Source organism: Streptomyces sp. BBFR51 (assembly GCF_044591655.1).
GTDB lineage: Bacteria > Actinomycetota > Actinomycetes > Streptomycetales > Streptomycetaceae > Streptomyces.
Genome location: NZ_CP172448.1, coordinates 4,544,339 through 4,567,523, shown reverse-complemented (window position 1 = coordinate 4,567,523; position 23,185 = coordinate 4,544,339). Strand labels below are relative to the sequence as shown.

The 23,185-nt window shown below is 71.4% G+C and carries 25 protein-coding genes and 1 pseudogene; 12 read left to right on the top strand and 14 right to left on the bottom strand.

Features of this window, described 5'->3' with window-relative positions; translation table 11 throughout:
* Positions 1-105 precede the first annotated feature (105 nt).
* The 5 genes and pseudogenes from ACGH7X_RS20885 to ACGH7X_RS20865 form a co-directional block, all read right to left on the bottom strand.
* Positions 106-648 (bottom strand): annotated as a pseudogene (locus ACGH7X_RS20885) (adenylyl cyclase).
* Positions 579-773: a hypothetical protein gene (locus ACGH7X_RS20880; RefSeq protein ID WP_399897772.1), complete on the bottom strand. Its 195-nt coding sequence runs from the start codon at positions 771-773 to the stop codon at positions 579-581. The pseudogene ACGH7X_RS20885 and the gene ACGH7X_RS20880 overlap by 70 nt, the downstream one beginning before the upstream one ends.
* The gene (locus tag ACGH7X_RS20875) at positions 773-1,267 is read right to left on the bottom strand and encodes an ATP-binding protein (RefSeq protein WP_399886923.1); all 495 of its coding nucleotides are present in this window, start codon (positions 1,265-1,267) and stop codon (positions 773-775) included. The genes ACGH7X_RS20880 and ACGH7X_RS20875 overlap by 1 nt, the downstream gene beginning before the upstream one ends.
* 582 nt (positions 1,268-1,849) lie before the next feature.
* Positions 1,850-2,281 carry an HIT family protein gene (locus tag ACGH7X_RS20870; protein WP_399886922.1) on the bottom strand — a complete coding sequence of 144 codons (432 nt, stop codon included), beginning with the start codon at positions 2,279-2,281 and terminating at the stop codon, positions 1,850-1,852.
* Positions 2,282-2,456: 175 nt separating this feature from the next.
* Positions 2,457-3,317: an enoyl-CoA hydratase/isomerase family protein gene (locus tag ACGH7X_RS20865; protein WP_399886921.1), complete on the bottom strand. Its 861-nt coding sequence runs from the start codon at positions 3,315-3,317 to the stop codon at positions 2,457-2,459.
* 124 nt (positions 3,318-3,441) lie between these two features.
* On the opposite strand from ACGH7X_RS20865, the gene ACGH7X_RS20860 reads away from it, so the two are divergent.
* The 5 genes from ACGH7X_RS20860 to ACGH7X_RS20840 all read left to right on the top strand — a co-directional run bounded on the left by ACGH7X_RS20860 (position 3,442) and on the right by ACGH7X_RS20840 (position 7,414).
* Positions 3,442-3,990 carry a TetR/AcrR family transcriptional regulator gene (locus ACGH7X_RS20860; RefSeq protein WP_399886920.1) on the top strand — a complete coding sequence of 183 codons (549 nt, stop codon included), beginning with the start codon at positions 3,442-3,444 and terminating at the stop codon, positions 3,988-3,990.
* A 245-nt stretch (positions 3,991-4,235) separates the two neighbouring features.
* Positions 4,236-5,072, top strand: coding sequence for an alpha/beta fold hydrolase (locus ACGH7X_RS20855; protein ID WP_399886919.1), 837 nt, complete (start codon positions 4,236-4,238; stop codon positions 5,070-5,072).
* A gap of 102 nt (positions 5,073-5,174) precedes the next feature.
* Positions 5,175-5,762, top strand: coding sequence for a TetR/AcrR family transcriptional regulator (locus tag ACGH7X_RS20850; protein ID WP_399886918.1), 588 nt, complete (start codon positions 5,175-5,177; stop codon positions 5,760-5,762).
* Positions 5,763-5,849: 87 nt separating this feature from the next.
* Complete coding sequence (locus ACGH7X_RS20845; RefSeq protein WP_399886917.1) at positions 5,850-6,548, top strand: type 1 glutamine amidotransferase domain-containing protein; 699 nt, start codon at positions 5,850-5,852, stop codon at positions 6,546-6,548.
* A 200-nt stretch (positions 6,549-6,748) separates the two neighbouring features.
* The gene (locus tag ACGH7X_RS20840) at positions 6,749-7,414 is read left to right on the top strand and encodes an NAD(P)H-binding protein (RefSeq protein ID WP_399886916.1); all 666 of its coding nucleotides are present in this window, start codon (positions 6,749-6,751) and stop codon (positions 7,412-7,414) included.
* Between the two features lie 79 nt (positions 7,415-7,493).
* Here the strand turns inward: ACGH7X_RS20840 and ACGH7X_RS20835 are convergent, their stop codons facing one another.
* Together ACGH7X_RS20835 and ACGH7X_RS20830 are read right to left on the bottom strand one after the other, a co-directional pair.
* Positions 7,494-7,901, bottom strand: coding sequence for a PIN domain nuclease (locus ACGH7X_RS20835; protein ID WP_399886915.1), 408 nt, complete (start codon positions 7,899-7,901; stop codon positions 7,494-7,496).
* Positions 7,898-8,125 (bottom strand): type II toxin-antitoxin system VapB family antitoxin, encoded by a 228-nt coding sequence (locus ACGH7X_RS20830; protein ID WP_399886914.1) that lies wholly within the window; start codon positions 8,123-8,125, stop codon positions 7,898-7,900. The genes ACGH7X_RS20835 and ACGH7X_RS20830 overlap by 4 nt, the downstream gene beginning before the upstream one ends.
* Positions 8,126-8,374: 249 nt before the next feature.
* Between ACGH7X_RS20830 and ACGH7X_RS20825 the strand changes: the two genes are divergently transcribed.
* Both ACGH7X_RS20825 and ACGH7X_RS20820 read left to right on the top strand, forming a co-directional pair.
* Positions 8,375-8,653 carry a CopG family transcriptional regulator gene (locus ACGH7X_RS20825; RefSeq protein WP_399886913.1) on the top strand — a complete coding sequence of 93 codons (279 nt, stop codon included), beginning with the start codon at positions 8,375-8,377 and terminating at the stop codon, positions 8,651-8,653.
* Positions 8,650-9,075: a PIN domain-containing protein gene (locus ACGH7X_RS20820; protein WP_399886912.1), complete on the top strand. Its 426-nt coding sequence runs from the start codon at positions 8,650-8,652 to the stop codon at positions 9,073-9,075. Before ACGH7X_RS20825 ends, ACGH7X_RS20820 begins: the two co-directional genes overlap by 4 nt.
* 5 nt (positions 9,076-9,080) lie before the next feature.
* Here the strand turns inward: ACGH7X_RS20820 and ACGH7X_RS20815 are convergent, their stop codons facing one another.
* Positions 9,081-9,569: a VOC family protein gene (locus tag ACGH7X_RS20815; RefSeq protein WP_399886911.1), complete on the bottom strand. Its 489-nt coding sequence runs from the start codon at positions 9,567-9,569 to the stop codon at positions 9,081-9,083.
* A gap of 229 nt (positions 9,570-9,798) precedes the next feature.
* Here ACGH7X_RS20815 and ACGH7X_RS20810 point away from each other — a divergent pair, with 229 nt between their 5' ends.
* Positions 9,799-10,284: a cation:proton antiporter regulatory subunit gene (locus ACGH7X_RS20810; protein WP_399886910.1), complete on the top strand. Its 486-nt coding sequence runs from the start codon at positions 9,799-9,801 to the stop codon at positions 10,282-10,284.
* A gap of 24 nt (positions 10,285-10,308) precedes the next feature.
* On the opposite strand, the gene ACGH7X_RS20805 is transcribed toward ACGH7X_RS20810, so the two are convergent.
* The 3 genes from ACGH7X_RS20805 to ACGH7X_RS20795 all read right to left on the bottom strand — a co-directional run bounded on the left by ACGH7X_RS20805 (position 10,309) and on the right by ACGH7X_RS20795 (position 13,972).
* A complete protein-coding gene (locus tag ACGH7X_RS20805) occupies positions 10,309-11,547 on the bottom strand; it encodes a cation:proton antiporter (RefSeq protein ID WP_399886909.1) in 1,239 nt (412 codons plus the stop codon).
* A 418-nt stretch (positions 11,548-11,965) separates the two neighbouring features.
* Entirely contained in the window at positions 11,966-13,507 is a 1,542-nt protein-coding gene (locus ACGH7X_RS20800) for a potassium/proton antiporter (RefSeq protein ID WP_399886908.1), read from the bottom strand.
* Positions 13,508-13,681: 174 nt separating this feature from the next.
* Positions 13,682-13,972 (bottom strand): DUF3040 domain-containing protein, encoded by a 291-nt coding sequence (locus ACGH7X_RS20795; RefSeq protein ID WP_399886907.1) that lies wholly within the window; start codon positions 13,970-13,972, stop codon positions 13,682-13,684.
* Positions 13,973-14,375: 403 nt separating this feature from the next.
* Here ACGH7X_RS20795 and ACGH7X_RS20790 point away from each other — a divergent pair, with 403 nt between their 5' ends.
* Both ACGH7X_RS20790 and ACGH7X_RS20785 read left to right on the top strand, forming a co-directional pair.
* Positions 14,376-14,690, top strand: coding sequence for a zinc-ribbon domain-containing protein (locus ACGH7X_RS20790; RefSeq protein WP_399886906.1), 315 nt, complete (start codon positions 14,376-14,378; stop codon positions 14,688-14,690).
* A gap of 131 nt (positions 14,691-14,821) precedes the next feature.
* On the top strand, positions 14,822-15,967 hold the full coding sequence (locus tag ACGH7X_RS20785) for a PucR family transcriptional regulator (protein WP_399886905.1): 1,146 nt from the start codon (positions 14,822-14,824) through the stop codon (positions 15,965-15,967).
* A gap of 32 nt (positions 15,968-15,999) precedes the next feature.
* Here the strand turns inward: ACGH7X_RS20785 and ACGH7X_RS20780 are convergent, their stop codons facing one another.
* Positions 16,000-17,532, bottom strand: a complete 1,533-nt coding sequence (locus ACGH7X_RS20780) for a flotillin family protein (RefSeq protein WP_399886904.1) — start codon at positions 17,530-17,532, stop codon at positions 16,000-16,002.
* Positions 17,533-17,607: 75 nt separating this feature from the next.
* Positions 17,608-18,117, bottom strand: coding sequence for a hypothetical protein (locus ACGH7X_RS20775; protein WP_399886903.1), 510 nt, complete (start codon positions 18,115-18,117; stop codon positions 17,608-17,610).
* 230 nt (positions 18,118-18,347) lie between these two features.
* Between ACGH7X_RS20775 and ACGH7X_RS20770 the strand changes: the two genes are divergently transcribed.
* Positions 18,348-20,231, top strand: a complete 1,884-nt coding sequence (locus ACGH7X_RS20770; protein WP_399897200.1) for an NAD-binding protein — start codon at positions 18,348-18,350, stop codon at positions 20,229-20,231.
* Positions 20,232-20,335: 104 nt separating this feature from the next.
* On the opposite strand, the gene ACGH7X_RS20765 is transcribed toward ACGH7X_RS20770, so the two are convergent.
* Positions 20,336-22,195: a prolyl oligopeptidase family serine peptidase gene (locus tag ACGH7X_RS20765; RefSeq protein WP_399886902.1), complete on the bottom strand. Its 1,860-nt coding sequence runs from the start codon at positions 22,193-22,195 to the stop codon at positions 20,336-20,338.
* A gap of 143 nt (positions 22,196-22,338) precedes the next feature.
* Between ACGH7X_RS20765 and ACGH7X_RS20760 the strand changes: the two genes are divergently transcribed.
* Positions 22,339-23,178: an SURF1 family protein gene (locus tag ACGH7X_RS20760; RefSeq protein WP_399886901.1), complete on the top strand. Its 840-nt coding sequence runs from the start codon at positions 22,339-22,341 to the stop codon at positions 23,176-23,178.
* Positions 23,179-23,185 lie beyond the last annotated feature (7 nt).

Sequence of the window (23,185 nt, the reverse complement as noted above, 5' to 3'; positions counted from 1 at the left end):
AGAGCACTGCACCCCTCGCTGGGAGATTCCTGGGAGATGATCTTCCCTCAGAGGCCAACCGGAACCTCTCCGCGCCACTTCAGACCAACCACCTGACCTGCAGTTTTACAAGATTCGCAGGTGCCGATCCTGCCCGGCCCTCATTCGGGACGAAGAGGTCGTGGGTTCAAATCCCGCCACCCCGACAGTGAAACACCAGGTGAGGCACCTACTGAATTCAGTAGGTGCCTCACCTGTTTCGTGTCCGTGTCTATCTGCGTGGCTACCGCTCCGGAGCGCGGCGGCCTGCCGGACCGATGCCTCGTCGGGCCCCTCGATCTCCAGTTCTCCTGGTAGCGCACCTCGGTGAGGCCGACCCGGCGCAGGATGTCGGCCATGGCGTGCAGGTCGGACACCTCGGTCTCGATCTCCTTGGTGCCGTCGATCGTGGAGGCGTCGGTGACCTGCTTGAGGGTGAGGGTCGACCGGGTGCCTTCGTCTCGAAGGCGGATCCAGGCCCCGCCGTCGAGGGAGTCGTTCTCGAAGATCTTCCGGGTGAGGAGCGTGCGGGGGGAACGTCTGAACGGCAGCGAGGGCGGTCAACCTGGCCTGGAGGACTGTGGTGTCGACGGCCAGGAACTCGCCTCGTACTCGCCGTGCTCCTGCCATCCGTGCCGGTCCCACAGGGCATACGCCGTCGGCTCCTCGGTGACGGGGTCGATGTCGCGGCGGGTGGGGCGGAAGACCACGTCGCGGTCCGGCAGCGGACCTGCTCGCACTGCGTGCCTTCCCATCACGCGACTGCCGACCGCAGCGACTCAGGCTTGGGTCCGACCCGGCCCTCGGCCCGCATCGCGGATAAGTCGCGCGGCCCGGCTTCGGCAGGGCCCACCTCCACCGCCATGGGCAGCGCCATCTCCGCCCACACCCGCTTACCGGGGCCGACGGGCTCCCAGGCACAGCACGTCGCGAGCAGCCGGACCAACGCCAAGCCGCGCCCGTTCTCGTCGTCCGCTTGTGCACAACGGCTCCGCGGGACCGCCGGGTCGCCGTCCAGGACGTCGACGACCAAGCGGCCTGGTCGGCTGGACAACACGACGGTGATCGGCCCCGTCCCGTGGACGACGGCGTTGGTCAGGAGTTCGGAGGCGACCAGTCGGATGGCGTCGGCGGTCTCCTCGTCCAGCGGCATACCCCATGCGTGCACCTTGTCGACGATCTCGCGTCGAGCCGGGGGCACCTCGGATGCGGTACCCGTGAGGACGAACCGATGGACGAGCGTGGGCATGGCGGACGCCTCCGAAGAGCTGGAGAGCGGTTCCATCCCCGACGGGGACGCGGGAATGGAACCGCCGATCTGAGGAGCCTCTCCGCGAGCGTCCATGAGGAGGCGACCCTCGGCCTCCTGGTGGACGACCTGTCACGCCGGGCGTAGGGGCGCCGACGCCTCCGTGCCGGGTAACTGGGAGCCACCTGGGAGCGGGCCCGCTCCCCAAGCCCCTTCCACACCACCCGAGACCGCCTCACCCCAACACCCCAGGACATCGATCCCGCCGAACCGCTCCTCCGCCGCTGCCAGCGCGGTACGCAGACTGTCCGGATCACTGACGTCGGCGGGGGGACGCCTCAGCGTCGACGCCCTCGTCCCGCAGCGCTGCCGCAAGCTCTTCGAGCGGCTCAGGACGCCGCGCGAGCAGCGCTACGGAAAAGCCCTCGCGCGCGAAGCGACGGGCGATCGACATCCCCCGTGGGGGCCCTGCTCCTACAACGGCGAGCGTGCTCATGAGAACCTCCCCTTTCGGCACTCCCGTGCCTCTTCGCCTCCCGCCCGCTCCACTCCGCCCGGGATTCGCGCGAGCGCATTTCACACTCAGGCGCCGGCGTCCCGCGCCTGTTCATGACCGAGCTCGCGCAACGCGGTACGCAGCCTTTCCGCGGCATCGTCCAAAGCCGACTGGTCCTCCTCCTGCTTGGCCTTACTGAAATCGAAGTCGGACATGTCCCAGACGGGGGCGACATGTATATGCAAGTGCGGCACCTCGAAGCCTGCGATGACGACGCCGGCTCGCGGAGCGTTCCAAGCCCGCTGCACCCCTTGCCCGATGGCCTGGGCCACCTCCACACAGTGAGCCAGGAGTGCCCCGTCGGCATCCGTCCACCGGTCGACCTCACGGCGAGGGACGACAAGGGTGTGGCCAGGTCGCAATGGCGCAACGGTGAGAAACGCGACGACTTCAGAATCCTGCCAGACGAAACGTCCGGGCAACTCACCAGAAATGATGCGAGAGAACAGGGTAGCCATGCATCAAATTCTGCCATATATAGCGAGCGGCCCTTTTCTCGGGGAGGTGAAAGCCGATTCCATTGGCGTCCTGAAAGGTGCACTGCGACACGGCCACGGTGTACCCGCGGTCCTCACCGAAGACGCCGGAAACGTGACAGTGCGAGGTGTGGCGGACACGGTCGGCGGCGGCCGTTCAGGACCGGTGGGCCCAGGGGATGGATTCGAGCAGGCGCTCCAGTCGCAGTTCGCCGTCGCGGGTCTGTCCGCCGTGGTCCATCACCACGCGGAGCCGGGCGACGACGTCGTCCGGGGAGGGGTAGACCTTCGCGTGGGCGGCCGCCTCCTGCGCCAGGTCCGGCACGGAGCCGCTCGCCTCGGCCGCGTCCAACGCCTCCTTCGCCGCGGCCGCCACGCCCTCGGGCAGGCCGGCGATGCGGCGGGCGAGAGCGTCGACGAACGCGTCGAGGTGTTCGTCCGGCATCGCGCGGTTGATCCATCCGTAGCGCTCGGCGACGGAGGTGTCGAACAGCTCCGCCCCCAGCACGATCTCCAGGGCACGGGCCCGGCCGACCAGCCGGTTGAGGTACTGGGTGCCGCCCCCGCCGGGGAAGATGCCCATCAGCGACTCCGGCTGGGACAGCCAGGTCCGGTCCGCGGCGGCGAACCGCATGTCCGCGGCCATCGCCAACTCGGCGCCGCCCGCGCGGGCGTAGCCGCGCAGCTTCGCGATCGTCACCTGCGGCAGCGTGCGCAGCCGCTCGTTGAGCTGCTGGAGCGGGTTGAGGGCGGGGTCGGCGTCGGGGTCGGCCAGGGCCATGAGGGTGCTCGGATCGAAGGACCACTCGAAGTCCGCGTGGGCGGAGAAGAACTCGGGGTTGGCCGACTGGAGGACGATCACGGCGATGCCCTCGTCGCCGGCCACCTCGTCGGCGAACGCCTTGAGGTCACCGGCCAGTGTGGCGTCGACGGTGTTCACCGGCGGATTGTCGATGGTCACCCAGGCGATCCGGTCCTCCGCGCGGACCACCAGGGACTTGTAACCGCTGTAGCTCATCGCTGTGCTCCTTGTGCTCCTTCGGGCAGGCGCGGTGTGCCGTGCGCCGCTGTCCGCCCTCGTTGTTTAATGCGCGTTACAGAAAGACCGTAGCACGTTCTTTAGCGTGCGCTACAGTTTGCGTATGACAGGCAGACCGAGGACGTTCGACAAGGACGCGGTACTCCGGATGGCCATGCGCGCGTTCTGGGAGCGCGGATACGACGGAGTGAGCGTCGCGCAGGTGTGCGCGGAGGCGGGGATCGCCGCGCCGAGCCTGTACGCGGCCTTCGGCGACAAGAACGCACTGTTCGAGAAGGCGTGCGCGCTGTACACCGCACACCTGGACGAGGACCTGGAGCGCGACCTGTCGGCGCCCACGGCACGTGAGGCGATCGAGCGCCTGCTGCGGTCGTCGGCCGAGCACTTCACCGCGTCCGGGCAGCCCCCCGGCTGCCTCGTCATGGGGGAGCCGCGGCTCGCCGAGCGGCGCGACAAGACACGTGGCATGATCCGGGCGCGTCTGCGCCGGGCCGCCGCCGAGGGAGAACTCGCGTCCGTCGCCGAGGCCGACGGGATCGCCGCGTTCGTCGACACCGTACTGACCGGCATGGCCGCCGGGGCGCGCGACGGTGCCGACCGGGCCCGGCTCCTGGACGCGGCCCGGTACGCGGGCCGGGCCTGGCCGGCATAGCACCGCCCTCGTACCCGGCCTCGCCCTCGCACCCGGCCCCGGGCTCAGCCCCGGGGCCGGGCTCAGCTCCGGGCTCGGGCTCAGCCCCGGGCTCGGGCTCGGGCGGTGCGGACGCCGCCGGACCCTTCGACGCCAACCCGCCGGCCGGCATCAGCAGTGGAGGGGGTTGCCGTCCGAGTAGACCGGTCGTATAGTCCTGGTGTCGGAACACGGCAGACGACGAACTCCCAGAAGGGGCAGCCATCATGGGACGCATCAAGGTCGGCACGGAGAACAGCACCGACATCGAACTGCACTACGAGGACAAGGGAACGGGGCAGCCGGTCGTCCTGATCCACGGTTACCCGCTGGACGGCAACTCCTGGGAGGGTCAGATCCCGGCCCTGCTGGCCGCCGGCCACCGGGTCATCACCTACGACCGGCGCGGCTTCGGCAAGTCCAGCCAGCCCTCCACCGGCTACGACTACGACACGTTCGCCGCCGACCTGAACACCGTCATGGAGACCCTCGACCTGCGCGACGCGGTCCTGGTCGGCTTCTCGATGGGCACCGGTGAGGTCGCCCGCTACCTGTCCGCCCACGGCTCCGGCCGGGTCGCCAAGGCCGTTTTCCTCGCGTCGCTGGAGCCGTACCTGGCCATCACCGACGACAACCCCGACGGCGCCGCCCCGCTCTCCTTCTTCGAGGGCATCTCCGAGGCGGTGGAAAAGGACCGCTACGCCTTCTTCACCGGCTTCTACGCCGACTTCTTCAACCTCGACGAGAACCTCGGCACCCGGCTGAGCGAGGAGGCCGTGCGCAACGCCTGGAACGTGGCGGCCGGCGCGGGCCCGATCGCCTCGGCCGCCGCCCCGCTGACCTGGCCCACCGACTTCCGGGCGGACATCCCCCGCATCGACGTGCCCACCCTGATCGTGCACGGCACGGCCGACCGGACCCTGCCCGTCGACGCCACCGGGCGCCGCTTCGCCAAGGCCCTGCCCGCCGCCACGTACGTCGAGATCGACGGTGCCCCGCACGGGCTGCTCACCACTCACACCGCCGAGGTCAACGAGGTCCTCCTGGACTTCCTCGGCCGGTGACACGCCTGGCCGCGCCGGTCCTGGCCGGGCCGGTCCTGGCCGGGCCCGATGACCCGCGGAGCGCGATAGACGACTGGTCTAATCGGCGGTAGAGTGGGTCACATGGCAGCCGTTCAGGGCGACACCCGTCGCAGCATTCTCGACGCCGCGCAGCGGATCATGTCCCGCAAGGGGTTCTCCGCGGTGGGCATCAACGAAGTCCTCACCGCGGCCGGGGTGCCGAAGGGCTCGTTCTACCACTTCTTCGGATCCAAGGACGCCTTCGGCGAGGCGATGATGCGGGCCTACTTCACCGACTACCTGGCGGACATGGACCGCATCCTCGCCGAGCCGGACCTGACCTCGGCAGAGCGGCTGATGAACTACTGGCGGAACTGGCGCGAGACGCAGAGCGTCGACGAGTGCCAGGGCAAGTGCCTGGCCGTGAAGCTCGGTGCGGAGGTCTCCGACCTGTCGGAGTCGATGCGGCTCGCCCTGAAGGAAGGCACCACCGCCATCATCGACCGACTGGAACGGACGATCACGACCGGCCTGAAGGACGGATCGATCGCCGTCACCGGTACCCCCCGTGACACCGCGCAGGTCCTGTACGACATGTGGCTCGGAGCGAGCGTCATGGCCAAGATCCACCGCGACATCGGCCCGCTGGACACCACGACGCGGGTCACCCGTCAACTTCTGCATCTGTAAGACCTGAACCTGGGCCGACCCGGCCTCACTGCCGTCATTCCGTTCGCCTCAATGGAGACGACCGGTCTACTCGAACAAGGAGTCAGCATGAAGGTCCTCATCGTCCTCACCTCGCACGACCAGCTCGGCACCACCGGCCGTAAGACCGGCTTCTGGCTGGAGGAACTCGCCGCCCCCTACTACCGCTTCAAGGACGCCGGCGTCGAAGTCGTCCTCGCCTCCCCCAAGGGCGGCAGGCCGCCACTGGACCCCAAGAGCAACGAGCCCGGCTTCCGCACCGACGAGACCCGCCGCTTCGAGGCCGACCCCGAGGCCGAGGCCGCCCTCGCCCACACCGTCCGCCTCGACACCGTCTCCGCCGACGGCTTCGACACCGTCTTCTACCCCGGCGGCCACGGCCCGCTGTGGGACCTGGCCGAGGACCCCGCCTCCGTCCGGCTCATCGAGACCACCCTGCGCGCGGGCAAGCCGCTCGCCCTGGTCTGCCACGCCCCCGGCGCGCTGCGCCACGCCACCAACCCCGACGGCACACCCCTCGTCCGGGGCCGGAAGGTCACCGGCTTCACCAACGAGGAGGAAGCGGCCGTCGGCCTGACCGAAATCGTCCCCTTCCTCGTCGAGGACGAACTGAAGCGACTCGGCGGCGAGTACTCCAAGACCGACGTCTGGCAGCCGTACGTCCTCACCGACGGCCTGCTCGTCACCGGGCAGAGCCCGGCCTCCTCCGGCCCCGCCGCCGACGCCCTCCTCACCCTCGTCTCCGAGGTCGAAAAGGGCCGTGCATAGCGAGCGCCGCGACAAGCACTGCCGGGCACACGGACGAGTGACCCCGCCGGGCCGGGACGCCTGCACAGCCCCGGCCCGGCGGGCCCGCGGGGCCCGGCCGTCCACGGCAGCCCGACACGGTGCCTCCCGGCCGCCGGGAAGCACCCCGATCGCAACCCCATGCCTGCTCCGGCCGGCGCCCGATCAAGGAGAGTGACTCAATGAACGCGACGAAGGTCTTCATCGTAGGCATCGCCGGCGGCGTCGGGAGTCGTCTGGCCCGCCTGCTGACCGCCGCCGGTGACCGGGTCGACGGGCTCTACCGCCGCCCTGAACAGGGCGAACGCCTCGCGGCCTACGGCATCCATGCCACCCATGGCGACCTGACCCGCCTCGACGCCCCCGCCCTCGCCGGCCTGCTGCACGACACCGACGTCCTGGTCTTCGCCGCCGGCGCCGGAGGCGAGGGGGGCGCCGGCGCCACCAGCGCCATCGACGGTGCCGGCCTGACCACCGCCATCGAGGCAGCCCGCCTCGCCGGTGTCCGTCGCCTGCTGCTCGTCTCCGTCTTCCCCGAAGCCTGGCGCGATCGCGAAAAGTCCGACGCCTTCGAGCACTACATCGACGTCAAGAAGAAGGCAGACGTCGAACTCGCCGCCACCGACCTGGATTGGGTCATCCTGCGCCCCGCCGCCCTCACCGACGACGCGGGCACCGGCCGGATCAGCCTCTCCCCCGCCCTGATCCACACCCGGATCGCCCGCGACGACGTCGCAGCCACCCTCGCCGAGCTCGTCCACGCCCCACGGATCCGCCGTGAGATCCTCGAGCTCACCCAGGGTCCGGACCCGATCAGCGACACTGTCAGTCGGCAGATCCGGGACTGACAGGCCGAGCCCTTCGGCGGAGGTCGGGAGGCGGAGGTCGGGATGTCTGCGGTGGCGATGGACCCGGGGAGCCGACCGGCTACTTGAGGTCGATCATTCGGGCCGGCTGCCCGGTGGTGCGAGCGATGGTTTCGAAGTCGCGGTCGTAGTGCACCAATGTGAGTCCCGCTTCCTCGGCGGCCGCGGCCACGAGGAGGTCGACGGGTCCGGCGCTGCGGTGCTCACCCTTGGCGGTGAGCTCGCGCTGGACGACGCGGGCGCGCCGGTAGATGCCGTCGGGCATGGGGCACCAGGTGAACTGGTTCAGCAGTTCCTGGACGACCTCGCGGTCCTTCGCCGAACGTGCGGAGTAGAGGACTTCCAGCTCGGTGAGGTCGCACAGGGCGATCAGCCCGGCGCTCGTACGCTGTTCCCAGTCTTCGGTTGCCTGACGCAGCAGAACGCGAGCCAGGGCCGACGTGTCGATGAGGTAGTCGGCAACGCTCACCGGGCGGAACCACCTCGATAGGTGCGCTTGTCCAGAAGGAGTCCGACGTCAAGGGCGCCTTCATCCGCGAGATCCTGCAGCTCCCGCAGGGCACGCAGGCGACGGTTGCGGGCGACGACCTCACGTAGGGCGGTGTTGACGGTGTCCCGCTTCGTGGAAGTGCCCAACTCCTCCGCTGCGGCTTCCAGGGCATCGTCGTCGAGATCGATGACGGTTCTGCTCATCAGCCCCACCTCCGTATACATTGGATAGTGTATCAATATACATGATCGAATGTATATTGAGCGCTCGGGCCAGTTCCGCGCGTCCCGGGACGCCACCTGGCTGCACCATTTCGGGTGTTCCACGGGCCTGCCGGGAGGACGGTTACTTGCGAATGGCGGTCAAGGTGGTCACCGACTACCTCCGACAGGCGAATCGTCGACCGCGGCCCCAGTGGTAAGGAGTGCGGTACCGAGAGTATGGTCTCTTGTATGGCGACGAAGAAGGTAACCGTGACGATCCCCGAGGATCTCCTGGATGAGATCCGCGCGGAGGCGGCAGAGCGGGGCCTGTCGGCGTACGTCACCGAGGCGCTGCGCGCCAAGCGCGACCGGGACCGGCTCCTGGAACTGGTCGACTGGCTGCAGGAAGAACACGGCCCCGTGACTGAGGACGAGCGTGTGGCAGCCCTCGACGAGCTGGAGGATCTCGACGCCGAACACGAACGGCGCCGCGCCTCCGGACAACACGACGCCGGAGAGGCTGCGTGAAGAAGCGAGTCGGTGAGCACGGGCAGAGGCCGCTCCGTGTCTTCGTCCTGGACTGTGAGGCTCTCTCCCTGGCAGTGCGCGGTGATCGGGAGATGATCGCCCGGCTCGACCTCGCGGCGCGCGGGGAGGCCGAAGTGATGACATCGCCGATGACCCTGGTCGAGGCGTACGACGGCAGGACGACCGAACAGCGCTGGGACTGGGTACTGTCCCGGCTCCAGGTCGCCGACATCGGGAAGGACGAGGCCCGCCAGGCACGTCGGCTCCTGGCCGACGCCAAGTTGCACGGCCACAAGTACGCCATCGACGCCGTGCTCGCCGTCGTCGCGCGACAGCAGAAGGGGCAGGTCACCGTCTTCACCTCGGACGTCGACGACCTGGAGAAGCTGGTCCCGGACACGATCGTCGTCAAGAAGGTGTGACACCGTCACCCGGTGGTGGCCAGGCGGCGTTTGAGTTCGTCCTCGGAGACGTCCTCGATGTGGGTCAGGAAGACCCACCTGTGGCCGGACGGGTCCTTCAGGATGACGGTGCGGTCGCCGTGGAACATGTCGGTCGGCGGCTGGAGGATCTCGGCGCCGGCCGCCTCCGCGCGCTTCGCCAGGCTGTCGACGTCCGGGACGAAGACGTGCAGCATGACGGACGTGCCTCCGCCGAGCGAACTCGGCGCGGTGAAGGAGCCGGGCTCCGCCTCCGCCGCCCCCGCGTCGCCCAGCATCAGCGCCGAGTGTCCGACGGTGATCTCGGCGTGCATGACCCCGCCGTCCGGCGCGTCGAGCCTGAAGTCCTCGCGGGCGCCGAACGCCCGCTGGTAGAAGTCGATCGCCGCGGCCGCGTCGTCCACCATGATGTGCGGGATCACCGCGTAGCGGTAGCGGTCCGGGATCTCGATGGCGTCCGTGGTGTGCTCGTCCATGACGGATCTCCTCAGCGACGACCGCCGGCCGGTGCCGGCGGCTCTGCGACGACGCTAGAAGCTCAAGGTTGGTTCAGGTCAAGCGGCTTCGGGCCCGGCCCACCGACATCGCCGTCGCGGTCGTCGGACGCGGGACCGGTTCTCCACCCCCTGGAGCGGATCCGGCGGCGGCACTCTAGGGTGTCCCGGGTTGCCGGAGGACCAGTGCGGGGCAGAGAGGGAGGCGGCCGTGGGGGCTGCGCGTACGAGTAGGACGCCGTTGCCGGGGATCGGGGTGCGTTACGACCTGGTCACCCGCGAGCGGCGCCGGCTGTCGGTCGTGGCGGAGTCGGACGGGGCGCGGACGCTGAGCGCGTATCGCAGGAGCGATCCGGACGACCGCTCGCTGGCAGTGCGGCTGGACGCGGACGAGGCGGCGGTGGTCGTCGACGCGCTCAGGCCCGCCCATCACAGTCCGAGCCTGCTGTCGACGACCGAACTGGGACTGGTCGCCGAGCGGATCGGCCTGTCGGCGTCCTCGCACTGGAACGGGCGCCTGCTGGGCGACACCCGCACCCGTACCGAGACCGGCGTGTCGATCGTCGCGGTGCTGCGGCGGGCCGAGGCGCTTCCGTCACCGGGGCCGGACTTCCGGCTGGCCGGTGGCGACACCCTGATCGTGATCGGCACGCGGGAAGGTGTCGACACGGCCGCGGAGATCCTCGGGCGGGAGTGAGCCCCGGGCCGCCCGCCGCCGCCCTCACGCGTTGGCGCGCGACGAACCCGGGGCCGTGGACTCCGGGGCCGCCTGCTCCAGGTCGGTGGGTGCCGCCGGTGCCGTCGCGCCGGGGCGGCGGGTGATGCGGCGGGCGAGGGGCTCGGTGAAGCGGGCCGTGAGAGGGCCGACGACGACCAGGATCAGGACGTACGCCGTCGCCAGCGGGCCCATTCGGGGCTCGACGCCCACCGCGAGTCCCGCGATGACGATCGAGAACTCCCCCCGGGCGACCAGCGTGCCGCCCGCCCGCCAGCGGCCCCCGCCCTGGATTCCGGCGCGGTGGGCGGCGTACCAGCCGGTGGCGACCTTGGTGAGCGCGGTGACGACGGCGAGGAGCAGGGCGGGGACGAGGACGGGCGGGATGTCGGTGGGGTCGGTGGACAGGCCGAAGAAGACGAAGAAGACGGCCGCGAACAGGTCGCGCAGCGGGGTCAGGAGGCTGCTGGCGCCCTCCGCGACCTCGCCGGACAGGGCGATGCCGACGAGGAAGGCGCCCACCGCCGCCGAGACCTGGAGTTCCTGGGCGAGGCCCGCCACCAGGAGGGTGAGCCCGAGGACCACCAGCAGGAGCATCTCCGCGCTGTCCGAGGAGACCGCGCGGCTGATCAGCCGACCGTGCCGGAGCGCCACGTAGAGGACGGCGCCGACGGTGCCCAGGGAGATCAGCAACGTGACGGCGCCTCCGGCCAGGCTGACGCCGGCGAGCAGGGCCGTGAGGATCGGCAGGTAGACGGCCATGGCGAGGTCCTCGATGACGAGGACGCCGAGTACGACGGGGGTCTCGCGGTTGCCGAGCCTGCCCAGGTCGCCGAGGACCTTGGCGATCACCCCGGAGGAGGAGATCCAGGTGACGCCGGCGAGCGCCACGGCGGCCACCGGGCCCCAGCCCAGGATCAGTGCGGCGGCGGCGCCGGGGACGGCGTTGAGGACGAAGTCGACCGCGCCGGAGGGGTATTGGGTCTTGAGGTTGGTGACCAGCTCGGAGGCGCTGTACTCCAGGCCGAGCAGGAGCAGCAGCAGGATGACGCCGATCTCCGCGCCGGTGGCGGTGAACTCCTCGCTGGCCTGCAGGGGCAGGATGCCGCCGTGGCCGAAGGCGAGCCCGGCCAGCAGGTAGAGGGGGATGGGCGAGAAGCCCACCCGGCCCGCGAGGCGGCCCAGGAGTCCCAGGGCGAGGATGATCGCGCCCAGTTCGATGAGCATTGCGGTCGTGTTGTGCACGGGCGTCTGTCCTCCGGGTGTGGTTCGGTGACGGCGTCAGTGCCCTTCTCGGCCGAGGGCGTGGCGTGACATGGCATGGCGCGGCGTGGCGTGGCATTGCGGCGGAGTGGCGCTGCGGGGCGTGCGGCCGGGGCCGGGGCCGGATGGCGCGTGTACCTCCCAGGCGGTTCAGGCACTGGAGGAGGCACGACTGCGCGGAGCTACGCGGGCGTCGGAAGCGTCGGGCGTCAGGCGTCGGGCACGCTGTCGCGGGCGGTGTTGTCGATCCGCACGGTCCGCACCATCCGTACGGTCGGGGCAGCTCGGTGCATCTCGCGTCCCCCCGTCTCTTCCAACCACCGCACGGTCTGCGTAAATTGAGCACCCGCCCGCTCAAGGGAGCGTCACGGCTCGGTAAAGAAGTTTACCGCATCACTTATTACGCGTTGTGCTGCTTTTCGTGCTGTATGGGGAGGAACGGCTCCGACTCGGGGTCTCCCGTCTCGCCCAGCCAGCGGGCCAGTTTGCCGCGTCGGCCGATGGCACGCAGCCTGCGTTCCGCCGCCTCCCGGACCCCGGGCGTGGTGACGAGCAGCAGTTCGTCCCCGGCGCGCAGCACGGTGTCGCGGTCGGGTACGAGGCTGGCCCCGTCGCGGACGACCAGGGTGACGACCGTCGGGTGCGGCAGCCGGAGTTCGGAGACGGTGACGCCGTGCAGGCGGGAGCCCGGCGGGACGGACACGGTGAGCAGGTCGGCGTCCAGGAGGTCGAGCGGCGCGGTCTCGACCTGGATCTCGCGCAGCGCGTCGGGACGGGTCACGCCGGTCCACCGGGCGACGGCGGGCAGCGTCGGCCCCTGGAGGAGGGTGAACAGGACGACGAGGACGAACACGATGTTCAGGGCGTCGCGCGCACCGGTGACCCCGGCCACGACCGGGAACGTGGTCAGCACGATGGGGACCGCACCGCGCAGGCCGGCCCAGGAGATGAACACCTGCTCGCGCCAGGGCACGCGGAACGGCAGCAGGCACAGCAGGACCGAGACGGGGCGGGCGACCAGCAGCAGGACCAGGCCGACGACGAGGGCCGGGAGGATCGCGGAGGGCAGTTCGCTCGGGTCCACGAGCAGGCCGAGCATGACGAACAGGCCGATCTGGGCCAGCCAGCCGACGCCCTCGGCGAAGGAGCGGGTGGCCCCGCGGTGGGGCAGCTTCGCGTTGCCGAGGACGAGGCCGGAGAGGTAGGCGGCGATGATGCCGCTGGCGTTGACCGCTCCGGCGGCGGCGAAGGCGATGACGCCGAACCCGACCGTGGCCAGCGGGTACAGACCGGTGGCGGGCAGGGCGATGTGCCGCAGCGCCGCGACGCCCAGGCGGCCGATCACCACGCCGAGCGCGCCGCCGACCACGAGCTGGTAGAGCAGGTTGCCCATGACGGGCACGGGTCCGGGCAGCTCGGCGGTGGTGGAGAAGATCAGGACCAGGATGATGGTCGGCGCGTCGTTGAAGCCGGACTCGGCCTCCACCAGCACGCTCACCTTCCGCGGCAGCGGCAGGGCGCGCAGTACGGCGAAGACGGCGGCGGCGTCGGTGGAGGAGACGATCGCGCCGATCAGCAGGGCCAAGCGCCACTCGATGCCCAGCAGCCAGTGCGCGCCCGCCGCGGTCACCACGACGGAGATCGCCACGCCGACGGTGGCCAGCACACCGGCCGGGGCGAGCAGACGCCGGACGTCGCTCCACCGGGTGGTCAGACCGCCCTCGACGAGGATGAGCGCGAGGGCGGCGGCGCCCAGTGCCTGGGCCAGCTGGGCGTCGTCGAACCGCAGGCCGAGCCCGTCCTCGCCCGCGACGAGGCCGACGCACAGGAACAGCAGCAGGCTGGGCAGGCCGATGCGGTGGGCGGCGCGGGCGGCGGCGATGCTGGCCAGCAGCACCGTGCCGCCGATCAGCAACATCACGTACAGCTCGGACAGGGTCATCGACCGGACTCCGGACCGTCCGCGGCCACCGGACGGTCGGCACGGGCGGCACGGGCGGCACGGGCAGTACAGGCAGTACGTGCGGTACAGGCAGTACAGGCAGTACGGCGGATGCGGCCGATGCGGCCGATGCGGCCGTTGCGACCGGTACGGGCGCCTCGCGCGGTACGCCGGTCAGGTGCCGGACGGGGGGCATCGGGTCCCCCGTTCGCGTCGGTGCGGGTCGAAGAGCTCACCGGCCACGCCGGCGAAGACCAGCCCGGCGGCGATGAGCAGCCCGTGGGCCAGGAACATGCCGGCGGCCAGCGCGCCCAGTGCGACGGCGAGCAGCAGCCAGGCCCGGCGGTAGCGGTACTCGCGTGGCCGGCAGGGACGGCCGTCGGCGAAGGCCCGGGCGAACCGGGGGTCCTCGCGGTGCAGTCGGGACTCGATCTCGCCGAGTCTGTTGTCATCGGGTACGGGCATGGTGTCCTCCTCCCGACGCGGGGCCCTGGGCGGGCGACGCGGTCAGTGGGGCGGGCCATGTGCTCTCCTTGCGGGGTGGGGCATCACGATCACACCAGGACGGAGCGGCACAGCCGCGCATACGCGGCCGACCGTCGAGCGGCCGGTGTGGCCGGGTCGTGGCGCGAGGACGTCTGATCCGCAGGAAAGGGAGGTGCCTCCAGCCTCTCCTTCACCGGTGCCGGCCCACCATCCGGGGCAGAGCCCAAATGTGGCGGAGACGGACCTGTAGACAGCGGCGCACCGCCTTCGCGCGGCCGAGGCCGGGCCCGCGGTGGCTTCCGGGGCCCTTCCCGACGCAATCTGGGAGAAGATCCGCGTGTCCCGCGATGCTCGCGGTGGACGACCGGGAAGGACCCAGCTCGTGATCATCTTCGGCACCAAGGGATACCTCTACCAGCTCGCGATACTGACGCTGGTGTGCGGCCGGTGCGGCAACCCCTCCGCGCACACGCTCAGGAAGCGCGTCACGAAGTTCACGCTGTTCTTCGTGCCGCTGTTCCCGTTCTCCACGAAGTACGCGACGCAGTGCACCTTCTGCGGCGCCGAGCAGCAGGTGACCAAGGAGCAGGCGGAGCAGCTCCAGGCGCAGGACGCCGGCGGACAGGGCGGCGGCCTCGGCGGGCCCGGCGGGCAGGCGTACGGGCAGGCGCAGCAGCCGCCGTACCCGCGGCCGTGATGCCGGGGCTGTCGAGGGCCGGGGAGGATAGCGGCTGACTCCGCCTTCCCGCGTTGCCGGTTTCCGGCAGTGTTGACTACCCTCACGTTGCCGGACACCGCACAGGGCGTGAACGGCAGGGGAGGCACGGGGTGACGGACCTGCAGACGGACCAGCAGGAGACGTATCTGACCGGGTATGCCGAGATCTTGGCCGGGGTCGCCGGAACGGGACGCCGGCTGACCCGTGACGAGCTGGAGGAACGGCGGCTCTTCGGCGAGCGGGCCGCCGAGGCGGGGCACAGTCTGCGCAGCCTCGTACGGATGCATCTGGACGCCACGCGTACGTCCTGGCCCGGCGGTGCGGCGGTATCCGGCCCGGGCTCACGTTCCGGTTCCGGTTCCGGTTCCGGTTCAGCCACGGGCTCAAGCTCCGGCTCCGGCTCCGGTGACGCGGACAGCGTGCTTGCCGCCGTCGTGCAGGCCGTCGACGCCTTCGCCGAGGGATACGAACGCGCGCAGCGCCTCGCCGTACGCCAGGAGGAGGCCGCGCGAAGGGAGTTCATCGACGACCTGCTCTACGGGCGCAGCGACCTGGGCCGGCTCGCCGAACGGGCCGAGCGCTTCGGGCTGGTCCTCTCCCGCGCCCACGCCGTCGCGGTGGCCGAGGGGCCCGAGGCGTACGAGGACACCGCCCCGGTCACCCGGATCGTGGAGACCGCGCTCATCTCGCGCTTCGGCGACCGGCGCATCCTGATCACCACCAAGAACGGGCAGTTGATCTGTATCGCGCCCGGCGACCAGGAGGACGTCCTCTCCTTCTTCGCCAAGCAGGCCTACGCCGCCACGGGTGGCAGCAGGGTGGCCATCGGGCGCCCCCAGTCCGGCGCGGGCGGCGTGGTGCACAGCTACGAGGAGGCGCTCAGCACCCTCGAACTCGCCGACCGGCTCGACCTGGACGAGCCGGTGGTGCGGGCCGCCGACATGCTGGTCTACCCCGTCCTCGCCCGGGACCGGCAGGCGATGGCCGACCTGGTGCTGAGCGTGCTGGGTCCGCTGCGCGAGGCCCGCGGCGGTGCCGAGCCCCTGCTGCGGACCCTCGAGGTGTACTTCGACGCCGGCTGCACCGCCGCCGAGGCCGCCCGGCGGCTCACGCTCAGCGTGCGGGCGCTCACCTACCGGCTGGACCGCATCCACCAGCTGACCGGGGCCGACGCCTCCAACCCGGTGCACCGCTACACGCTGCAGACCGCGGCCATCGGGGCCCGACTGCTCGGATGGCCCGCCCAGGAGATCTGAGCGGGCCGTCCGGCGAGCGGGTCACGGGCGGGTCAGCCCGTGATCTCCACCTTGCCGTTGCGCTGGTCCGGGCCGGCTTCGGCCGCCGCGGTGGAGTCGTCCTTGGCCGTGATGCCCTTCAGCAGGGAGGCCAGGTCCACACCGGTGGTCGAGTTGAGCAGTTCCATGCCCTGGGCGACGTTGTCGGCGACCGTGCGGGAGAGCCGGCTCGCGCCGTCCGTCGAGATGACCGTCATCTTGTCCACGGCCGAGAGCGGCTCGGACGCCTTGGCCACCACCTGCGGCAGCACCTCGACGAGCATCTGGAGCACGGCGGCGTCGCCGTACCGGTCGAAGGCGTCGGCCTTCTTCTGCATCGCCTCGGCCTCGGCGGCGCCCTTGGCACCGATCGCGGCGGCCTCCGCCTCGCCCTCCAGCCGTACGGCCTCGGCGATCGCCGCACGCCGGGAGCGCTCGGCCTCACCCTGCTTGAGGCCCTCGATCGCCTGGGCCTCGGCCAGCGCGCCGCGCCGCTGCTTCTCGCCCTCACCGGTGAGCCGGGCCCGCTCGGCCTCGGCCTGGGCCGCGGCGATCTCGGCGGCCCGCTCGGCCTCCGCCTGCTTCACCCGCGCCACCCGGCGGGCCTCCGCCTCCTGCTCGGCCTCGTACCGCTTGGCGTCGGCGGGCTTGCGCACCTCGGTGTCCAGCTGGCGGTCCTTCAGCGCGGCCTGCCGCTCTGCGACCTTCTCCTGCTCGGCGAGGATGTCCTGCTGCCGGGCCGCCTCCGCGAGGGGGCCCGAGGCGTTGGCGCGGGCCGCGGCCTGGTCGGTCTCGGCCTTGATCTCGGCCTGCTTCAGGTAGAGGGTCCGCTGCGCGACCGCGATCTCCTCCTCGGCCTTCAGCCGGGCCTGCTCGGCGGCCCGCCGGGCCACCGCCTCCGCGATGTCGGCCTCCTGCTTCGCGCGCGCCGCCTCGGGACGGCCGAGGTCCTCCAGGTAGGAACCCTCGGTGGTGATGTCCTGGATCTGGAAGGCGTCGAGCACCAGGCCCTGCCCGGACAGGCTCGCCTCCGCCTCCTCGGCGACCTGACCGGCGAACGCGGCCCGGTCCCGGATGACGTCCTCCACGGACATCCGGCCGACGATCGCGCGCAGCGCGCCCGACAGCACTTCCTGGGTGAAGCCGACGATTCCGTCCTGCTGCATCAGGAACCGCTGGGCCGACGCGCGGATCGCGTCCTCCGTGCCGCCGACCTTGACGATCGCGACGCCTTCCAGGTTGGCCTTCACCCCGCGCAGCGTGACCGCTCCGCGCACGGCGATCGGGATGTGCCGCGAGGAGAGGTCGAGCGTGAACCGCTGCTGCACGAACGGCACGACGAACACGCCGCCGCCGACCACGACCTTCTGGCCGCTGTTGTCGGTGAACACGCGGCCCGTGTCCGGATCGGTGGACTTCTTGCCGCGCCGTCCGGTGACGATGAACGCCTCGCTCGGACCGGCCACCTTGTAGCGGCTGACCACCACCAGCGCGAGCAGCACCAGGAGTACGACGACCCCCAGCACCGCGATGACGACAGGACTCATGACAACGCCCCCGAATCACACAGAGAGAACAAGAAACGAAAGAGAGAACAAGAAGCGATATTGCGAAAGCTCGGCTCAGCGGTCCACCGGGCGGACCACGACGGACGTCCCCGTCGGCACCGCCTCGACCCACACCTCGGCGCCCCGCGCCACCGGCTCCGCGCTGCGCGCCGCGCACTTCAGCGGCTGACCGGCGAGCCGCAGCAGCACCTCGCCGTAGCCGTCCGCCGGGATGGCGGTCACGACCTTTCCGGACGTGCCGAGCAGGTCGTTCGTGCTGGGCGTGACGGCGGTCTGATCGCGCATCAGCGCGCGGCTGAAGCGGTACGTCAGCCAGCCGGCCCCCACCCCGGCGACCGCGCCGACCCCGGCGGCGCCCGCGGGCCCGGTCCAGCCGGTGCCGAGGGCGATGGCGCCACCGAAGCCGGTCATCGCCACGAACCCGGCGACGACCGGCAGCGACAGCCACCCCTCCAGGACGCCGTCCAGCACTCCGTCGAAGGCGCCTTCCAGCAGTCCGTCGAAGACCAGCGACAGGGCGAGCAGCACAACCCCCGTGATGCCCAGCCCGAGAAACCAGGCCATGTGCCGTCCCCCTCTCGCCCGTCGCTGAGCTTCGGTGAAAGAATCGTCACACGCGGCGCCGTAGCACGTCATTGCCGTGTCCCGGCAATCTTTACGCGTCTTTAATGCCGCCCTCGATCTCTTCCGGCACTTCTGGAACCGCGACCGCCGCCTGTACTGTCCTCTCCCAAATGGGGACTCATACGGGGAGCGTTCCGAACCAGGTTCCGCAGGGTGACGCGTACGCGCACATGGTGGTGTGCGGCGACGACGGACTGGCGCACCGCCTGGCCGCCGAACTGCGCGGCGTCTACCGAGAACAGGTCACACTCGTCGTCCCGCCCTCCGGGCGCCGGGTGCCCCAGCCGGTGGTCGGACGGGCCCGCGCAGCCTCGGCGGCGCTCCTCGACATGGTCAACGCGGCCGTCAACCGCGCGGGCAACGGTGAACCGGGCGGCGCCGACCAGGAGCTGGAGGCCACCGAGCCGACCGAGGACGTGCTCGCGGACGCCGGCGTCGAGCGGGCCACCGCGCTGGCCCTCGTGTACGACGACGACGAGACCAACATCCGCGCCGCCCTGACCGCCCGCCGGATCAATCCCCGGCTGCGGCTGGTCCTGCGCCTGTACAACCGGCGCCTGGGCCAGCACATCGAGGAACTCCTCGACCAGAGTGCCGCCTTGGCGACGGGCGGCGGCCGGGGCTCCGCGACCGGCGGGGTCGAGGGATCGACGACCGTGCTGTCCGACGCCGACACCGCCGCGCCCGCGCTGGCGGCCACCGCGCTCGTCGGCACCAGCAAGATCGTCGAGACGGACGGTCTGTTGCTGCGCGCGGTCGAACGGAACCCGCCCCGCCCCGGCGAGGTGGCCGACCCCGGGCTGTGCACGCTCGCGCTGCTGTCCGCGACCAGCAACGACCCGGCCGGCGCGGACGGTTCGGAGGACAGCGGCGAGCACGGGCCGCAACTGCTGCCCGACGCGGCGGCGGTGGAGGCGGCCACCGGGCGCGGCACCGTGGCCCTGGAGCACGTGTCGTACTCCGGTCCTTCACTGCCCGCCGGACGGGCCGGGGTGCCCGCCTTCGGCGAACTGTTCTCGCGGCGGCTGCGGTGGTCGCTGGCCGGTCTGACGGCGTGCGTGGTCGCGCTCGCGGTGGCGCTGATGGTGGTCACCCGCGACCATCCGCTGCACGCCACGTACGTGACGCTGCTCGACCTGTTCTCCATCAACGAGCCCGCGCACAACACCGACGTCGGCCGCCAGATCCTCCAGCTCCTCTCCGGCTTCGTCGGTCTGCTGCTCCTTCCGGTACTGCTGGCGGCCGTACTGGAGGCCCTCGGTACGTTCCGCACCGCGTCGACGGTGCGCAAGCCGCCGCGTGGGCTCGGCGGGCATGTCGTCCTGCTCGGTCTCGGCAAGATCGGCACGCGTGTGCTGACCCGGCTGCGGGAGATGGACATCCCCGTGGTGTGCGTCGAGGCCGACCCCGAGGCGCGCGGCATGGCGACCGCTCGGCGGCTGCGCGTGCCGGTGGTGCTCGGGGACGTCACCCAGGAGGGCGTCCTGGAGGCCGCCAAGATCCACCGTGCCCACTCGCTGCTCGCCCTGACCAGCGTGGACACGACCAACCTGGAGGCGGTGCTGTACGCCCGGTCGGTACGGTCGCGGCTGCGGGTCGTACTGCGCCTGTACGACGACGACTTCGCGACCGCCGTGTACCGCACCCTGCGCGCCGCCCACCCGCGCGCGCTGACCCGCAGCCGCAGTGTGACGCACCTGGCGGCGCCCTCGTTCGCCGGGGCGATGATGGGCCGCCAGATCCTCGGGGCGATCCCCGTCGAGCGGCGGGTGCTGCTGTTCGCGGCGGTGGAGGTGGCGGGGCATCCGCAGCTGGAGGGGAAGACGGTCGGGGAGGCGTTCCGGGCGGGGGCGTGGCGGGTGCTGGCGCTGGAAGTCTCCGACGGGCGGGCGGGGGAGGCCTCCGGTGCGGAGGGGGGTCGGGAGTCGCGGTTGGTGTGGGAGCTGCCCGACACGTATGTCCTGCGGGGCTCGGATCGGGTGGTGTTGGCGGCGACGCGGCGGGGACTGGCGGAGTTGCTGGGGCGGCGGGCGCGGCAGCGGTCGGACGTGTAGGGGCTCCGCCCCTACGACCCCGCCCCTACGACCCCGCCAGGGGGCTCCGCCCCCTGGCCCCCCGGCCTATGCCCACCCACCACCCGACTCGGTCGGCCAAGAAGCTAGCCCTTCGGCAGGTGCCTCTTCGCGAAGTCGAGTTCCAGGGCTACCTGTTTGATGCGTTCGTCGACGACGAGGGAGCCGTGGCCCGCGTCGTAGCGGTAGACCTCGTGGACGGCGCCCCTGGTGTCCAGGCGTTTGACGTAGTTCTCGACCTGGCGGATGGGGCAGCGTGGGTCGTTGACCCCGGCGGAGATGTACACGGGGGCCTTGACGTCGTCGACGTAGGTCAGCGGGGAGGACGCCTCGAAGCGTTCGGGGACCTCCTCGGGGGTGCCGCCGAGCAGGGTGCGGTCCAGGGCTTTGAGGCCCTCCATCTCGTCGTGGTACGCGGTGACGTAGTCGGCGACCGGCACCGCGGCGATGCCCAGCGTCCACGCCTCGGGCTGGGTGCCGACGCCCAGGAGGGTGAGGTAGCCGCCCCAGGAGCCGCCGGTGAGGATCAGGCGCTCGGGGTCCGCGAGGCCGGAGGTGACCGCCCATTCCCGCACCGCCGCGATGTCCTCCAGCTCGATGAGGCCCACCCGGTGCTTGAGGGCGTCGGTCCACGCGCGGCCGTACCCGGTGGAGCCCCGGTAGTTGACGCGGACCACCGCGTACCCGTGGTCGACCCAGGCGGCCGGGCCCGCGGCGAAGGCGTCGCTGTCGTGCCAGGTCGGGCCGCCGTGGATGTCGAAGACCGTCGGGAGCGGGCCGGTGGCGCCGGCCGGCTTCTGGACCAGGGCGTGGACGCGGCCGCCCGGCCCCTCCACCCACACGTCCTCCACCGGGACCGAGCGCGGCGATTTCATGCCGGGCGGCTCCAGGACGACCCGGCCGGCGGTGGAGCGGACGGTCGACGGCTCGGCGGCCGAGGACCACAGGTACTCCACGGTGCCGTCGGGGCGGGCCGTCGCCCCGGAGACGGTGCCCGGGGGCGTCTCGAGCTCCGTCAGACCGCGCTCGGCGAAGTCGTAGCGGAACAGCTCGCTGCGGGCCTCGAAGCCGTGCACGATCAGCAGCCCGCTGCCGTCCGGGTACCACTCGGCGCTGACGTCGCCGGGCAGCTCCAGGGCGAGGTCGGTCTGCTCGCCCGTCGCCACGTCCCACACCAGGGGCTCCCAGCGGCCCCGGCGCTGGTGGCCGATGAGCAGCCGGGTGTCGCCGTCGACCGGCGCGAAGCCCAGGACCTCGAGGCCCAGCTCCTCCTCGCCGCCCTTGGTGTCGTCCAGCTCGGCGACCGTGGTGCCGTCGGGGCGCAGGACGCGCAGCGCCGAGTGCATGGCGTCGCCGTGCTCGGTGTGCTCGATCGCGATCAGGGTGCCGTCGTGGGAGAGGTCGCCGACGCCCGCGGACTCGCGGTGCCGGTAGATCTCCGCCGGGGCGCCGCCGTCCCCGCGCGCGAGGTGGATCGTCGTACCGTCCTCGTCCGTGGAACGGCCGATCACCGCCGTACGCCCGTCGCGGCCGAGGGCGAGGCCCGCCGGGTAGGAGGGGTCGAGGCCGGGCACCGCGACCTGGTCCGCGCCGCCCGCGAAGGGCTGGCGGCGCCAGACGCCGAACTCGTCGCCGTCCTTGTCGTCGAACCACCAGATCCAGTCGCCGGCCGGGGCGAGCACGCCGTCCGTCGTGCCGTTGGGCCGGTCCGTGACCTGGCGCTGCTCGCCGGACGAGCGGTCCCAGGCGTACAGCTCGTACGTCCCCGTCGCGTTCGACACGAACAGGGAGCGGTCCGGGGCGTCCTCCGCCCAGTCGGGCAGCGACACCCTCGGTGCCCGGAACCGCTTCTCCCAGTCGGGCATCCGCTCGTCCCGCGTCTGCCGCTCGTCCTCGTCCACGTCCACATCCACGTCCTGGGGAACGGACCCGTTGCTCTCAGTCATGGCCCCATAGTGCCCCGACCCGGCGACAACGCGCAGAAGAGATCCCCAGCCTGTGGACAACCTCGCCCGTCCGACCCTCCCCGCACGCGTTTTCCACAGCCCCGCGGCAGGGTCGCGCGGGCCCGCACCGTACCGTGGAGGGCGTGTACCGGTTTCTGCTGACGCCCCGATGGTGGGGGATCAACGTCTTCGTCGTCCTGGCCATCCCCTTCTGCATCTTCATGGGTTCCTGGCAGCTGGGCCGCTTCGAGGACCGGGTCCAGGACCACGAGACCGCCTCCACGCAGCAGGAGTCGACCGCCCGGGAGGCGGCGCGCCCGCTGGCCGAGCTGCTGCCCGTGGACAAGGCGACGGTCGGCGAGCAGACCACCGCGACCGGCCGGTACGAGGACCAGCTGCTCGTACCGGAGCGGAAGCTGGACGACCGGGAGGGCTACTACGTCCTCACGCTGCTGCGCACCGACACCGGTGAGGCCCTGCCGGTCGTACGCGGCTGGCTGCCCGGCACCCCCGACGCGGCGAAGGCCCCGGCCCCGCCCACCGGCGAGGTCACCGTCACCGGCGCTTTGCAGGCCGCCGAGTCGCCCGGCGCGGGAGGCGTCAGCGGCCGCTCCGGGTGGCCGGACGGGCAGACCGGCGCGATCAGCGCGGCGACCCTGCTGAACCTCGTGCCGTACGACGTGTACGACGCGTGGGTCACGCTGAACGAGGGCGACTCCGGGATGCGGGCCGTGCCCGTGAGCGCGCCGCAGAACACGGGCCTTGACCTGAAGGCGTTCCAGAACCTCGGCTACACCGCCGAGTGGTTCGCCTTCGTGGGCTTCGTTATCTTCATGTGGTTCCGGCTGCTGCGCCGCGAGGTCGAACTCGCCCGGGACACGGAGCTGGGCCTGGTCACGAACGACGGAACCGACGAGACCGACGGAACTGACGGAACCGACGGGAAGACCGGGCAAGAGGCCAAGGCGCAGCTCACCTCCTGACCGCGGG

Bases quoted from the DNA above. Each gene is read 5' to 3' on its own strand.
- ACGH7X_RS20815 (WP_399886911.1), bottom strand. From the start codon at position 9,569: ATGGACGAGCACACCACGGACGCCATCGAGATCCCGGACCGCTACCGC.
- ACGH7X_RS20780 (WP_399886904.1), bottom strand. From the start codon at position 17,532: ATGAGTCCTGTCGTCATCGCGGTGCTGGGGGTCGTCGTACTCCTGGTG.
- ACGH7X_RS20825 (WP_399886913.1), top strand. From the start codon at position 8,375: ATGGCGACGAAGAAGGTAACCGTGACGATCCCCGAGGATCTCCTGGAT.
- ACGH7X_RS20775 (WP_399886903.1), bottom strand. From the start codon at position 18,117: ATGGCCTGGTTTCTCGGGCTGGGCATCACGGGGGTTGTGCTGCTCGCC.
- ACGH7X_RS20795 (WP_399886907.1), bottom strand. From the start codon at position 13,972: ATGCCCGTACCCGATGACAACAGACTCGGCGAGATCGAGTCCCGACTG.
- ACGH7X_RS20765 (WP_399886902.1), bottom strand. From the start codon at position 22,195: ATGACTGAGAGCAACGGGTCCGTTCCCCAGGACGTGGATGTGGACGTG.
- ACGH7X_RS20860 (WP_399886920.1), top strand. From the start codon at position 3,442: ATGACAGGCAGACCGAGGACGTTCGACAAGGACGCGGTACTCCGGATG.
- ACGH7X_RS20870 (WP_399886922.1), bottom strand. From the start codon at position 2,281: ATGGCTACCCTGTTCTCTCGCATCATTTCTGGTGAGTTGCCCGGACGT.
- ACGH7X_RS20830 (WP_399886914.1), bottom strand. From the start codon at position 8,125: ATGAGCAGAACCGTCATCGATCTCGACGACGATGCCCTGGAAGCCGCA.
- ACGH7X_RS20840 (WP_399886916.1), top strand. From the start codon at position 6,749: ATGAACGCGACGAAGGTCTTCATCGTAGGCATCGCCGGCGGCGTCGGG.
- ACGH7X_RS20865 (WP_399886921.1), bottom strand. From the start codon at position 3,317: ATGAGCTACAGCGGTTACAAGTCCCTGGTGGTCCGCGCGGAGGACCGG.
- ACGH7X_RS20770 (WP_399897200.1), top strand. From the start codon at position 18,348: ATGGTGGTGTGCGGCGACGACGGACTGGCGCACCGCCTGGCCGCCGAA.
- ACGH7X_RS20850 (WP_399886918.1), top strand. From the start codon at position 5,175: ATGGCAGCCGTTCAGGGCGACACCCGTCGCAGCATTCTCGACGCCGCG.
- ACGH7X_RS20880 (WP_399897772.1), bottom strand. From the start codon at position 773: ATGGGAAGGCACGCAGTGCGAGCAGGTCCGCTGCCGGACCGCGACGTG.
- ACGH7X_RS20845 (WP_399886917.1), top strand. From the start codon at position 5,850: ATGAAGGTCCTCATCGTCCTCACCTCGCACGACCAGCTCGGCACCACC.
- ACGH7X_RS20800 (WP_399886908.1), bottom strand. From the start codon at position 13,507: ATGACCCTGTCCGAGCTGTACGTGATGTTGCTGATCGGCGGCACGGTG.
- ACGH7X_RS20855 (WP_399886919.1), top strand. From the start codon at position 4,236: ATGGGACGCATCAAGGTCGGCACGGAGAACAGCACCGACATCGAACTG.
- ACGH7X_RS20875 (WP_399886923.1), bottom strand. From the start codon at position 1,267: ATGCCCACGCTCGTCCATCGGTTCGTCCTCACGGGTACCGCATCCGAG.